The sequence below is a fragment of the Corynebacterium sp. sy039 genome (assembly GCF_007904105.1).
In the GTDB taxonomy this organism is placed as follows: Bacteria; Actinomycetota; Actinomycetes; order Mycobacteriales; family Mycobacteriaceae; genus Corynebacterium.
The window spans coordinates 995,889-1,009,208 of record NZ_CP042325.1 but is presented as its reverse complement, the minus strand read 5'-3'; the positions used below and the strand labels follow the sequence as shown (position 1 = coordinate 1,009,208).

The following is a 13,320-nucleotide window of genomic DNA, read 5'->3' as shown; positions in this document are numbered from 1 at the left end:
GAGTTTCTTTTAGAATAGACCCTATGGAACTTACTGACCAGCGTCTATATGATTTTGCTTGCCAGGTAAGCACGAGTCTTACCGATGCACAGTTATATCCTTTTAGCGACAATTTCCAAGCAGCACGAGTTGCAGGAAAATGGTTTATGCTCACAACCATTCTGAAAGGTAAAAGAATCCTTATTCTTAAAGGCACACCTGAAGATGTTAAGGCACTACAGCTTTCTTATGCCGATATTCTTCCTGGCTATCATATGAACAAAAAGCACTGGTACACCGTGCAAGCAGGTCCGAGCATATCGGAAAAATTATTAGAAGAATTAATCACTGATTCTTATCTTTTGGTGGTAGAAAAACTACCGAAGAAATATCGACCATTGGGATGGACTGCACATTTACCGCAGAACTCAGAATAAGCCAGCAATAAAGAGAAATAATAAAGACATTTGGGCACTTCACAAAATTGTATGCCGCTTCATGCCTCTAGACCCAGCATTCACGCTGATAATGGTGCCCCAGGTGAGACTCGAACTCACACTGGACGGGTTTTGAATCCGTTGCCTCTGCCAATTGGGCTACTGGGGCGGTACAGATGACTATAGTAACCCATCATCACAAAAAAAGTTAATCCACAGCTAGAGGGCATTTTTCACATAAAGACAACGCCATAAATCATCATTCTTTCACGATCTTTTTTACAGACCCTTCAAGCCAGTCACCAAACAGCAATTATGCATAAAACTCAATAATATGTGATACTTCTTCTATGAATATAGCCGGACGCTCTCGGATTATCACCACCGTGATAAGCACTATTGCGATAATCGTTTTATCACTAAACCTTAGTGCTTGTGTCACAAATGAGGAACAAGGCTATCCGGAAAACTGGGAAGACATCCAACCTGCTGCAGTACCAGAAATTGCCGCTTTAGTTCCTAATGAGTTAGCACAACGTGGCACCCTTGTCGTCGCAGCTTTCCCACCCTACGCCCCTTTCATGTTTAAGAATTCACGCAACGAAATCATTGGCATGGAGATGGATCTTTCTCGTGCCGTTGCTCACGTTATGGGATTGGAATGGCAAGTAAAACAACTTGATTTTTCCTTGATTTTACCTGCGCTATCAGCAGGAACCATTGACCTAGGTGCAAGTGGTTTTACCGATACCATCGAACGCAGAGAAAACTATGACTTCATTGATTTTCTTTACGCGGGTATTCAATGGGGACAGCGCGTCGATAAGCCAGTAGACAGAAATAATCCCTGTGGACTCAGTGTGGCTGTGCAGCGCACTACAGTCGCAGAAAGTGATGATGTTCGCCCACTGAGTGAGCAATGCGTTAAAGAAGGGAAAAAACCAATTGAAATCCTCAGCTATGCGACTTCTGACCAAGCAGCAACAGCATTAGTATTAGGACGAGCAGATGCTTTCGCCTCCGACTCCCCTGTCCTAGCATGGGCAATTGAGCGTTCCGACGGAGCACTAGAGACATCAAGCGAAATGTTCCAAGCTGCACCTTATGGTTTTGCAGTGCCAAAAAATTCTCCCCTAGGTCCTGCTATTGCTGCAGCACTACAACACCTTATGGACACTGGCGATTATGAAAGAATCCTCAATATCTGGGGTGTTAAAGAAGGGCACTTAGACAAAGGACAAGTCAATGGACCACTTCAGCCTGAAACAGAAACCATAGCAAGCTAATGAGTGACGATTGAGCAAGAAAGAAAAAATATCATGAGTTCTCCACAACCGATTCATGCACGTCCCTTACGCCACCCTGGGCGTTGGATCGCAGCAGGCATTATCTTTGTCCTTCTCATTCTCTTCTTCATCAGTGCAGCTCGCAATGATGCATATGGGTGGGATACCTACCGTCAGTATCTTTTTGACACTCGTATCGCTAGAGCTGCATTAAACACATTGCTGCTAACAATTTTTTCGATGCTGCTTGGAGTTGTCCTTGGCACCATAATCGCGGTCCTACGGATGTCTCCTAATCCAGTGTTGCGTAGTGTTTCTTGGCTCTACCTCTGGCTTTTTCGAGGCACTCCGATTTATGTCCAATTAGTGTTTTGGGGTCTTCTTGGTTCGATATACCAAACGATTAATCTAGGTATTACTCAGATATCCTTAGAGACACTTCTTTCTAATACGTTTTTGCTTGCCATAGTCGGTCTAGGTCTTAATGAAGCAGCCTATATGGCAGAAATCATTCGCTCTGGTATTCAAGCAATTCCTGAAGGACAAGCAGAAGCCTCAAAGGCACTAGGTATGAGCTGGTGGATGACTATTCGTCGCACGATTTTACCTCAAGCAATGCGCATTATTATTCCCCCTACTGGCAATGAGTTTATCTCCATGCTAAAAACCACTTCTTTGGTTGTAGCAATTCCTTATACCGCAGAACTCTATGGACGATCCACAGATATTGCTGCCGCGCTTTTCGACCCAGTGCCACTGCTTTTAGTAGCTGCAACATGGTATCTCGTCATTACTTCCTTACTCATGGTCGGACAGCACTACCTGGAAAAACACTTTGCTAAAGGTGTGACAAAACAATTGACTTCTAGGCAACTAGCTGCCCTTGCTGATGCAGAAGCTACGCTACCGCGCAATGTCGATATTGTTTCCCCATAATTGTTCAACACTGGTCTTAGGAATTTTTACTATGGTTACACAGCTACACACGCAAACAGCGCATGAGCAGACACAACCGGCTATCATGATTGACGCGCAACAGGTATGTAAATCTTATGGAAATCTGCACGTTCTCAAAGGTATCGATCTCCAAGTCCCCACCGGAACAGTCAGTTGTTTGCTTGGCCCATCTGGATCAGGAAAATCTACCTTTCTCAGATGTGTCAATCACTTGGAGAAAATTAGTGCTGGAAGGCTCTATGTTGATGGCGAATTGATTGGCTACCGGGAGAAAAATGGCGTGCTCCATGAGATTTCCGAAAAGGAAGCAGCCCGCCAGCGCAGTGAAATCGGGATGGTTTTCCAGAATTTTAATCTTTTCCCCCATCGGACTGTCCTCGAGAACATCATCGAAGCACCAGTTCATGTCAAAGGGATCTCAGTTGATGAAGCGCGACACACAGCTTTAGAACTGTTGGATCAAGTTGGTCTTAAGCACAAAGCACAAGCCTACCCACTTCAATTATCAGGTGGACAACAGCAACGAGTAGCCATTGCTCGCGCTGTAGCAATGAAGCCTAAACTAATGCTCTTCGATGAACCTACCTCAGCTCTTGATCCAGAACTTGTCGGCGAGGTATTGAGAGTTATGCGTGAACTTGCTGCCGACGGCATGACCATGATGATTGTTACGCATGAAATCAACTTCGCACGTGAAGTTGCCAATGAAGTAGTCTTTATGGCAGATGGGGTCGTCGTAGAGCGCGGCGAGGCTGCTCAAGTTATTGACGATCCTCAAGAGGAACGCACAAAAGCATTCTTATCTAGTCTGCTCTAAGCTCAGAACCATCTTGGTTAGCGATATTTCTTTTTCATGGCTTCCTGCACACCTGCTGGGAGCATATCGGATACATCGCCTCCATATTTTGTTACTTCTTTACAGAGAGTCGAGGAAATATATCCGTATTTTGGATCAGTCATTAAAAAGAAAGTATCAATACCAGAAAGATTTTTATTCATTTGTGCCATAGGGAGTTCATACTCATAATCCAAAGAACTCCTTAGCCCTTTGACTAATACACTAATGGAATGAGCATTAGTGTAATCCACAAGCAGTCCACCCCAATGATCAATTTTTACATTATGCAACCCCGATAATGCCTCACGGATAAGTTCCTTGCGCTCCTCAATGCTAAACAACCCAGTGGGCTTATTGGGATTAGCTGTTACCAGGACTGTCACTTCGCTAAAACACGCCGCTGCCCTGCTAATGATATCGACATGTCCCATCGTGATGGGATCAAAAGATCCTGGGCATACTGCACGCACGCTATCGCCATTATTCATTGTTATTGTGTCTTTTCTCTTATGCTTTTATGATTCTTGCACTGCCGTTGCTCGATCAAAAACAGCCATGTCCATGCGCGCAATACCAAAGGTGCGCTTTTTTAGCTTCTGCGGAGTTGGTTCATAGCCACGCGGCCACGGAGTATGCTCTGAATCCACATGGCGTTCTACCACGACTACTGCTCCGTCGATAAGCAATGGTTGCAGTGCTTCCAGCATCTCGACAACAGATTGTGTGTCAAGCTCATAAGGCGGATCTGCTAGCACAATGTCAAAATGACGCTGAGGTGCAGTCTTGACATATGTTGATACTTTCATCTCCTCTACGACAATATCTGGATGTTTAATCAGTGCAGCATTGTGTCGAATAATTGCCGCGGCACTAGGGTTATTTTCCACCAGAGTCACGTGTGCTGCACCACGACTTGCTGCTTCTAAACCTAACGCTCCTGAGCCAGCAAAGAGGTCAAGCACCACAGCATCTTGAAAACCAAAACGTACTTGTAATGAAGAAAAAAGACCTTCTTTTGCTCTATCCGATGTGGGACGAGTACCAGAAGGTGGGACTTTAAGTTTTCTGCCTCGCGCAGTACCAGAAATTATTCTTGTCATTCCCATATCTTTATGTTCCCAACTGTGCAAGGGTCATTAATGTTGCCCCGCCGACGACATCATCGAAATCATCATAACCCAGTTGTGTTACCACCCCAGGTCCAGGTGCCAGGATGCTTGATTCTAACTTCAGTGCTTCAACACTTGCGAGTTCTTGTCCTGTTTTTACTTGATCGCCAAGCCGTACCTTGTAGTGCACGATACCGGCAAAGGGGGCACAAATATTCATCTCTTCCTTTTATATCAGCCTTTTACATCAGCACTATATCGACTTTTATCAGTGCATCAGTGATTAAGTCTTATCAATAAAATCTTGAGTATAGCTATCAATATCACTAACTAACTGACGTGCTAGCTCAATATCAGCACTAACTATAGTCTGAGCGTCTGCTCGTGTTCTTTCGATAATGTCGCTATCGTGGATAATACTCAAAAACTTATGACGCTTAGAACTACCTGATTGTTGTGTACTGAGAATATCACCTTCCTGCCGATGCACAAGATCAATTTCCGCTAAAGCAAAACCATCATTAGTAGCTGCTATAGCGGCTATGCGAGACATCGCTTCTTCAGTTACTTGAGCACCAACATGGAAAAAACAAATAGAAGCATTGCGTCCTCTGCCCACACGCCCACGTAACTGATGCAATTGCGACACACCAAAACGTTCTGATTCGCAGATCATCATAATGGTTGCAGTAGGCACATTGATACCGACCTCGATGACAGTTGTTGCGACCAGCAAATCCAATTGTTGTTGGTTAAAAGCGCGCATAACGTCTTCTTTTTCTTCTTGGGCAAGCCCACCATGAAGCATACCCACTCGAAAATCAGAGAAAAGAATATCCTTGCAACGCTGATATATTTCTTCCACACCGCCTGCGCCTTGAATACGAGGGCACACAATATATACCTGATGACCAACTCGCATCTCCTCGCGCATTCGCTCAAACGCACGTTGCATCCACTCAAAATTACTCTCCTGGAGCACAAAACTCTTAATTTCTTTGCGCCCACCTGGCAATTCCTTGAGGGTAGAGAGTTCGAGATCACCAAAGGCGGTCATCGCGATAGTACGCGGAATAGGTGTTGCGGTCATAACTAATAAATGAGGCGTGGTCCCCGCTTTGCCTTTTGCCTGCAAATAATTACGTTGCTCTACCCCAAATCTATGCTGTTCATCGACTACGCTCAGGCCAAGATCAAAAAACTCCACGTTATGCTGCAAGATCGCGTGTGTCCCAATAATGATCTGTGCTTGTCCAGAGACTATATCTAATAGCGCCTGCTGTTTTTCTTTCGTGCTTAATGAACTTGTCAGAACCACAACGTGAATATCCACGCCACTATCAGCAAAAATTTTTTGCATGCTCTGAGCGTGTTGTGCAGCTAAGACTTCAGTAGGCGCTAGAAGAGCACTTTGTTTACCACTATCTAGCGCTTGCAACATGACAAGAATACTGACAATTGTTTTCCCAGATCCGACTTCGCCTTGAAGCAACCGCATCATCGGCGTGTCATGCGCTAAATCAGCAGCGATTTCTTCCAGTGTCTTTTCTTGCCCAGCAGTAAGCGGATAAGGCAAGTTATCCAGAATTTTCTGGCGATAGCCTTGTTGGTGAACCGGCATGAGAGCAGCACGACGAGTATGCGCCTCATGCTTGCGCAGTGCCATGATGAGGGAAAGCTCTAGCGCCTCATTATATTTCATGCGCTGAATATACGGCTGTGCCCCCCGCTTGTCTGGTTCGAGTACACCTCGCAGTGCAGTATCAAAGCTGGGGAGATCTTGTGGCGCATATTTTTGCAGTGGTTCAGCATAGGGTGGAGTAACACTTAATACCTGATGAATCGCACCAAGGATACGCCATGTAGGCATCCCGACTTTAGCCGGGAAAATTGGGATGAAATCCAAGGAAGATAGCACACGAGAAATATCTTCAATATCGCCATAGTGCGATAGTGCGCGCATAGAACCACGTGCTTTCTTTGCGACGCCATCCTTATGGTTTTTATCGGCAGGAGAAATGCGCTCGGGTATCACCATATAATCCGGATGCTGCAGCTGTGGTTTACCTTGATAATGTTTCACTTTCCCGGTAAACATCGCACGTACTCCCACAGGCAACACCGTCGGGAGCCATTTAATTCTAAAAAAAGTAGCTGCTATGCGAGAACATCCATCATCAATCTGAATACTGTAAATGAGATGTCCGTTTTTGTCATAGCGTTCATCTGCGCGAACAACTGTACCGATGAGAGTCGCAATATCCCCATCTGTGCTTTTTCCTGAGGCAATATCTGCGCCTTGAGCTGCATACTGGCGTGGATAGTGTCTTAACAAATCTTCTACAGTATGGTAGCCAAATTTTTTTGCTAGTGCCTTTGCTTCTGATTCAGGCAATAAGGTAGTCAATTTTCGATCATCATGCCAGCCCAGCATTATTCGACTCCTTTTCCCAAGAGCTACTACCTTGTGTATCTTGCGATACTGCTTTTTGCTCTCGCACATATGCCTCTGTAGCAATTGCCATCGACATATATTTTATAGTCGCCAATCTACTGGAGAACTACCTTGTTGCTCTAATAATTGGTTGACTTGGCTAAAAGGACGCGATCCAAAGAAACCTCGACTCGCCGATAAAGGTGAAGGGTGGGCAGACATAACACAAGGAGTTTTACCGAGAAAAGCACGGGTTGCTTGAGCATCACGCCCCCAGAGCAATCCTACTAATGGCTTATTGCGCTGTGCTAAAGCACGCAATGCAGTTTCTGTTATTTCTTCCCAGCCACGCCCACGGTGAGAACCTGCATTACCTGGTTGTACAGTAAGCACTCTATTAAAAAGAGCTACCCCCTGCTCTGACCAAGGGGTAAGATCGCCATCTGTTGGAGCAGGAATACCTAGGTCATCGGATAATTCCTTAAAGATATTCACTAAACTACGCGGCAGTGGACGGACTCCAGGTTGCGTCGAAAAGCTCAATCCCATTGCGTGTCCAGGAGTTGGGTAAGGATCTTGCCCAACAATAATCACTTTTACCTCGTCAAAAGGATAATGAAAAGCGCGCAATACTGACGATCCACTAGGCAAATAACCACGACCAGCAGCATTTTCTGCGCGAAGAAAATCCCCCATTAAATGTATTTTCTCTTCCACAGGTGCTAGTGGTTCTAACCAAGATTCATGCACGGGTAAAGATTTTTTACTCATGAATACTCATCTCTTTCCATAACTTGTCCAACCACTATCATAAACCGGTTGTTGCTTATCGACGCTCACCAGTAGCTCGCAATTGCTTTTTTCCACTACCCCTATTTTTCTGAAACCAGTTGGCGGATCATAATCAGTGGTTCCCATGAGTGTATGGTCTTCCCCACCACAAAGCACCCACTCCCACGGATCTGCATCAAGAAATTCCGCAGCTTGATACATCAACGCAGTAGGAGCGAGCACTGATGAATCAAGATTTATGCTTACACCTGATTTAGCAGCCATCGTAGAAAGGTCAGCAATGATTCCATCTGAGTTATCAGTCAAAGCACTTACTCCAGCTGCTCTGGCAACAAAACCACGTCCAGGAGGAATAACACCTGAACAATGAGCTTGTAGCAGTGGATAGAACTCTGCAGGAATTTCCTCACGATTACAACGATTGAGCAATGCCAATCCCGCTGCTGATTCGCCTATAGCACCAGAAGCAATCACAATTTGCCCAGGTTTTGCTTTATCAAGAGTTAACGCCGGTAACGAACCACCTAATTGCCCAATCGCCGTTATAGAGATAACGATAGCTTCCCCGTCGGTAATATCACCACCAACTAATTCTGCACCATAATCACTTACTCGCTGCGAGATACCCCGTGCCAGTTCAGAAACAAAACCAAGGCGTGTGTATCCTGGCACCGATAAGGCCAATAGTGCAGCTACCGGACGAGCACCCATTGCTTCCAAATCGGCAAAATTTTGGGTAATCGCTTTACGACCAATCTCTGCTGGAGTGGACCAATCTAGACGGAAATGACGGTTTTCAACCAACATATCTGTACTGACAACAGTACGAGAGTTTGGTGCGCCATGCGCTAGGACTGCGGCATCATCACCATTCCTTGAACTCGGTGCATGAGCCACAATCACATTAATTGCTGCCTGTTCGCCCACTTCTGCCACAGTAGGGTTGAGCGGCTTAGCTGGTGTCGCGGAGTAACTACTCATAGTGTCTTAGAGCTTAATACGATTAGTCGGTTTGGGAGAACTATGGTGATAATCTCGCATATTCGCAAACATAAAATACCCAGTATTGCTACACTGGGCTGAGTGAATACGCACACTACAGAAAACAAAATGCAGAATGAACACTATAAAACCATTCCCATTGTTATTGCTCTGGTTTTAGCTATTGCGCTCGTTATTGCTGTGTTAGTTGGTGCGCGTGTTGTGGCACACCGTGCAGCACACCAACCAGTTGCAATGCCGGTAATAGACTCTCCAGAAGCAGAATCTACTGAATGTGCTGATTTTATTTCTGCATTACCAGATACTTTCCTTGGTCATCGCCGAGCGACGATTGCCGATCCTGTTCCTGCTGGAGTAGCAGCATGGCAGTCAAGTTCCACAGAAAGAATAACCCTACGCTGTGGCGTAAATTTACCCTTGCAATATAGTGAACTTTCTCCACTGCAAAATTATGGTGACACACAATGGTTGCGTGTAGCTGATCCCACCCCACAATCCTCTATGCAAAGCTGGTACAGCACCAATAGGTCGCCGGTTATTGCTATTTCTGCGGATGCTCCGGCATTAAACAAAGAGTTCAACCCTGCAGAACTCAAGGATGCTCTGAATAAATTATCAAAGAATACAGTGCAGCCTTACCCGATTGCATTAAATAACCTTGTCCCGGCGCAACTGACTGATCAACAGCAGCAACAATGTTCTGCTTTTTTAGCTGCATTACCTCCTACCTTAGGAACCGAACCACAATATTCTGCTGTACCTGAAGCAAAATTAACTCAACGGGCAGTAAATAATATGGCAGCGTGGGTTGTGGATGGCTATGAACCTATTGTTGTTCGCTGTGGAGTAGAGTTTCCTGAAAAATACCAAGCAGGAGCACAAATTCAACAGGTCAATAATGTTGCCTGGTTTGAGGATACGAGTGCAGAAAATAGCACCACTGCGTCGACCTGGTTTGCCGTCGATCGCAGTATAACTGTAGCTGTTTCAGTACCACAATCAAGTGGTAATGCTGCACTTGTATCCATAACCCAAGCCCTTGACGAGACTATTCCTGTGCGGTAGAGCACGTGCTAACATGCTCTTATTCTGGGCTGAGACAGATATGCAGATTATGCCAGTGCGTTAGCGATTAGTTCGTTAAGCAACGTTTCATAGGAAATATCGCTCGCTGCCAGTACCTGAGGATACATTGATATTGGTGTAAAACCTGGCATTGTGTTTATTTCATTAATCAGTGGACCGGAATCCGTAACAAAGAAATCTACTCGAGCCAAGCCTTTACAATTAAGTGCACGAAATGCTCTAAGCGCAAGTGAACGAATAAGCTCTATAGTTTCTTCAGGCAAGTCAGCGGGTATTTTTGCTTGAACGATATTATCAAGGTACTTGGTGTCAAAACCATAAAAGCCTTCTTCGCCTTCGTTAGTATCAAGCAATTGTGCTGGTACCGAGGCAAGTAATTGCCCTTGTGCATTTTCTAATACACCGCACTCTACTTCAGCACCGATAATCTCTGCCTCAACGATGACTTTATCGTCATGCTCACGGGCAAGAGTTATAGCTTGTTCGAGATCATCCCACTGTTCTACTCGAGAAATACCAATGGAGGAACCACCCCGAGCAGGTTTCACGAACACTGGCAAGCCTAGATATTCTTTGTCCTCAGCCGTGAGCGTATCTGCACCAGATACAATCACTTCTCGCCCAATGGGCAGCCCTGCCACTCGCAAAAGTTTTTTGGTATATTCCTTATCCATTCCGCAAGCAGAACTGAGCACTCCAGTACCTACATAAGGTAGCCCAGATAGCTCTAGCATTCCTTGAATGGTACCGTCCTCCCCATACTTTCCATGCAGCACTGGGAAAACAACATCCACATCAGCATAGGTTTGCCCGTCGTTGAAGCGGAATTTTCCTTTGGTCTGTGGATTTACTGATAAGTTCAGTTCTTTCGTTAAAGTCACTTCAGGCATACGCCTATCGACGATCTGTAGTTTCTTAGGGTCACTCTCCCCTATTGTCCACACACCATCTTTGGTAATGCCTACTGGATAAATCTCATATCGTTCTGGATCAAGATGTGCCATGATAGCACCTGCCGACACACACGATACGCTATGTTCTGAGCTCTGCCCACCATAGATAACAGCAATTTTTATGCGAGAATCTTCATGAGTTTTCATCGTTGTAAGTTTACCCTTTTCCTCATGACAACGCTGTTATTCAGCTTTCATCGAATGTCCCATGAGAGCCTCTATGAGCTCATCGACGTGTGTTCCCTGATGGCACACCCCATATACCGCCTCAGTAATAGGCATATCCACATGATACTTTTGCGAAAGTATAAAAATTGATTGGGAAGAAATAACCCCCTCGGCAACTTGTCCGTGAGTGGCAGCACGAGCAGCATCTAATGTCTCCCCCGCTCCTAGTCGCTGCCCAAAACAGCGATTCCTCGACAAAGGAGAAGAACATGTAGCAACCAGGTCACCTAGACCAGCCAAACCGGCAAAAGTACGAGCATCCGCTCCCATAGCAAGCCCAAGGTTAGTAATCTCTGCCAAGCCACGAGTAATAAGCGTGGCAAGCGTATTTTCGCCTAGTCCTCGTCCAAGTGCCATGCCACACGCCAGTGCAATAACATTTTTTGCCGCACCTGCTAATTCACACCCAATAACATCTGTATTGGTATAGGGACGCAAGTAAGAAGAATCTAATGCTCTTTGTACTATTTGTGCTCGTCGCTGGTCATTACAAGCAATCACAGTTGCTGCAGGCTGTTCCTGTGCTATCTCCTGTGCCAGGTTTGGTCCCGATAACACCGCAATAGTTTCTACAGGTCGTCGTATAGTTTCAGCGATAACTTCGCTCATGCGTAAATACGTATTCTGCTCAATGCCTTTGGCAAGACTCAGCACAATTGCTTCCTCAGGAATTGCCTCTGCCCACTGAGACAGATTTGCTCTCAACTGCTGTGAGGGAATGGCTAGCACAACAATGTCGCTATCTGCGAGCACTGTCAGTACATCATGATGAGCTGTGAGGTTATGCGGTAACTCAATGTCTGCTAAATACGCAGAGTTTCGGTGGTTATGATTGATCTCTTGAGCTACTTCGGTTCTTCGCGCCCATATGCATACTTGGCACCCTGCATCAGCAAAAACCTTTGCTATTGTAGTTCCCCAAGAACCTGCGCCCATTATGGCAACTCTCATCTTTTCCCATTCCTTGCTTGTAGGTGTTATCGCATTGTAGACCTGCGTAGCAGAATGCCATGCGACAAACAATGCTGTCTATCATACAAAACCATGCGTCCTTGTAGGGGATGCGGTCGACGTTTTTCCCACTTATCCAGTTACCTAGATATCTAGGCGTGCCTATGCAGGCTAGAGCTGCAAATGTAGATTAACGTTTATGAAAAGGCTAACGAGTGCATAGGGTAAGTAATTATGACCAAAAAGCTACAACAGGTATCACACGAAACTACAAAAGATAATCAATCTGGATTAGCAATAACCGGACGTTATCAAAAAATTGATGCACAACCAGCTAAAGAGTATAAGCGCTCTACTATTGCTGCTGGTGCAGTATTGTGGCGCGGTGATAAAGCTGATCCACAGTCACATGAAGTAGCAATCATTCACCGTCCACATTACGATGATTGGTCTTTAGCCAAAGGAAAAGTCGATCCTGGTGAATCTTTAGCCACGACGGCAGTGCGAGAGATCAAAGAGGAAACAGGATTTGATGTTCGGCTTGAAAAACTACTAGGTAAAGTGCATTATCCAGTGGGCGACCGTATGAAGATTGTGTACTACTGGACAGCAGAGGTTGTTGGTGGAGAGTTTGAGCCAAATAATGAGGTCGATGAAATTCGCTGGTTAAGCGTCGAAGAAGCCAAAAAACTGCTGAGTTATGACGTTGATCGCAACATATTAGAAAAGGCACAGAAACGTCTTAGTCTACCTACGACTGCACGAGTGCTTTATGTTCGCCATGCTCATGCCCATAAGCGCTCGTCCTGGGCGGGTAACGACAATATCCGACCTTTGGATCGGAAAGGACGTCGACAAGCTGAATTATTGGTTCCGCTGCTCAAGGCGTATAAACCAGAGGTAATTTATTCTGCGTTGCCCGATCGTTGCCAGACAACAGTACGCCCACTTGCCGAAGATTTAGCTCTTGAAGTGCACATTGATGAGCTTTTGGGTGATGATGGCTGGTTAGAAAATATGAAAGGCGCAAAGAAAGCCTTTGACGACATCGTCGCTCAAGGAGGTGTAAGCGTTGTCTGTAGTCAAGGGCTCACAATCCCAGATATGCTTGGTTCACTGTCTGCTCGGGGACGACTGCCACTCGAGCATATTCGCGCTAAGAAAGCTAGTGTATGGGTGCTTTCCTTTCATGGTTCGGAATTAATCGGAGCGGATTACATCGAAAGCCCACTGCCAGTGAAATGAAATACAGGAGATGACCTGGTTGT

Annotated in this window: 14 protein-coding genes and 1 tRNA gene; 6 read left to right on the top strand and 9 right to left on the bottom strand. The window is 45.5% G+C overall.

What is annotated here, in order from left to right:
* Nucleotides 1–23 precede the first annotated feature (23 nt).
* Nucleotides 24–416: an MmcQ/YjbR family DNA-binding protein gene (locus FQV43_RS04595; RefSeq protein WP_144274881.1), complete on the top strand. Its 393-nt coding sequence runs from the start codon at nucleotides 24–26 to the stop codon at nucleotides 414–416.
* A gap of 92 nt (nucleotides 417–508) precedes the next feature.
* Here the strand turns inward: FQV43_RS04595 and FQV43_RS04590 are convergent.
* Nucleotides 509–585 (bottom strand) — tRNA-Leu (locus FQV43_RS04590).
* A gap of 181 nt (nucleotides 586–766) precedes the next feature.
* On the opposite strand from FQV43_RS04590, the gene FQV43_RS04585 reads away from it, so the two are divergent.
* The 3 genes from FQV43_RS04585 (at nucleotide 767) to FQV43_RS04575 (ending at nucleotide 3,476) form a co-directional block, all read left to right on the top strand.
* Entirely contained in the window at nucleotides 767–1,702 is a 936-nt protein-coding gene (locus FQV43_RS04585; RefSeq protein ID WP_146339161.1) for an ABC transporter substrate-binding protein, read from the top strand.
* Nucleotides 1,703–1,735: 33 nt separating this feature from the next.
* Entirely contained in the window at nucleotides 1,736–2,638 is a 903-nt protein-coding gene (locus tag FQV43_RS04580) for an amino acid ABC transporter permease (protein WP_146339159.1), read from the top strand.
* Between the two features lie 85 nt (nucleotides 2,639–2,723).
* Nucleotides 2,724–3,476 (top strand): amino acid ABC transporter ATP-binding protein, encoded by a 753-nt coding sequence (locus FQV43_RS04575; RefSeq protein WP_144274999.1) that lies wholly within the window; start codon nucleotides 2,724–2,726, stop codon nucleotides 3,474–3,476.
* A 17-nt stretch (nucleotides 3,477–3,493) separates the two neighbouring features.
* Here the strand turns inward: FQV43_RS04575 and coaD are convergent, their stop codons facing one another.
* From coaD to FQV43_RS04545, 6 genes are all read right to left on the bottom strand, one after another.
* Nucleotides 3,494–3,967, bottom strand: coding sequence for a pantetheine-phosphate adenylyltransferase (coaD, locus tag FQV43_RS04570; RefSeq protein ID WP_185967226.1), 474 nt, complete (start codon nucleotides 3,965–3,967; stop codon nucleotides 3,494–3,496).
* A 45-nt stretch (nucleotides 3,968–4,012) separates the two neighbouring features.
* Complete coding sequence (gene rsmD / locus FQV43_RS04565; RefSeq protein ID WP_144274873.1) at nucleotides 4,013–4,597, bottom strand: 16S rRNA (guanine(966)-N(2))-methyltransferase RsmD; 585 nt, start codon at nucleotides 4,595–4,597, stop codon at nucleotides 4,013–4,015.
* 10 nt (nucleotides 4,598–4,607) lie between these two features.
* Nucleotides 4,608–4,826 carry a biotin/lipoyl-containing protein gene (locus FQV43_RS04560; protein WP_144274871.1) on the bottom strand — a complete coding sequence of 73 codons (219 nt, stop codon included), beginning with the start codon at nucleotides 4,824–4,826 and terminating at the stop codon, nucleotides 4,608–4,610.
* A gap of 63 nt (nucleotides 4,827–4,889) precedes the next feature.
* A complete protein-coding gene (locus tag FQV43_RS04555; RefSeq protein WP_146339157.1) occupies nucleotides 4,890–7,040 on the bottom strand; it encodes an ATP-dependent DNA helicase RecG in 2,151 nt (716 codons plus the stop codon).
* Between the two features lie 102 nt (nucleotides 7,041–7,142).
* Nucleotides 7,143–7,811, bottom strand: coding sequence for a uracil-DNA glycosylase (locus FQV43_RS04550; protein ID WP_144274867.1), 669 nt, complete (start codon nucleotides 7,809–7,811; stop codon nucleotides 7,143–7,145).
* A 6-nt stretch (nucleotides 7,812–7,817) separates the two neighbouring features.
* Complete coding sequence (locus FQV43_RS04545; protein ID WP_144274865.1) at nucleotides 7,818–8,813, bottom strand: thiamine-phosphate kinase; 996 nt, start codon at nucleotides 8,811–8,813, stop codon at nucleotides 7,818–7,820.
* Between the two features lie 129 nt (nucleotides 8,814–8,942).
* On the opposite strand from FQV43_RS04545, the gene FQV43_RS04540 reads away from it, so the two are divergent.
* Nucleotides 8,943–9,899, top strand: a complete 957-nt coding sequence (locus FQV43_RS04540) for a DUF3515 domain-containing protein (protein ID WP_146340408.1) — start codon at nucleotides 8,943–8,945, stop codon at nucleotides 9,897–9,899.
* Between the two features lie 47 nt (nucleotides 9,900–9,946).
* Here the strand turns inward: FQV43_RS04540 and FQV43_RS04535 are convergent, their stop codons facing one another.
* Together FQV43_RS04535 and FQV43_RS04530 are read right to left on the bottom strand one after the other, a co-directional pair.
* Nucleotides 9,947–11,020: a D-alanine--D-alanine ligase family protein gene (locus FQV43_RS04535; RefSeq protein ID WP_146339155.1), complete on the bottom strand. Its 1,074-nt coding sequence runs from the start codon at nucleotides 11,018–11,020 to the stop codon at nucleotides 9,947–9,949.
* Between the two features lie 36 nt (nucleotides 11,021–11,056).
* Entirely contained in the window at nucleotides 11,057–12,052 is a 996-nt protein-coding gene (locus tag FQV43_RS04530) for an NAD(P)H-dependent glycerol-3-phosphate dehydrogenase (protein WP_146339153.1), read from the bottom strand.
* A 234-nt stretch (nucleotides 12,053–12,286) separates the two neighbouring features.
* On the opposite strand from FQV43_RS04530, the gene FQV43_RS04525 reads away from it, so the two are divergent.
* Nucleotides 12,287–13,297, top strand: coding sequence for an NUDIX hydrolase (locus tag FQV43_RS04525; RefSeq protein WP_144274859.1), 1,011 nt, complete (start codon nucleotides 12,287–12,289; stop codon nucleotides 13,295–13,297).
* Nucleotides 13,298–13,320 lie beyond the last annotated feature (23 nt).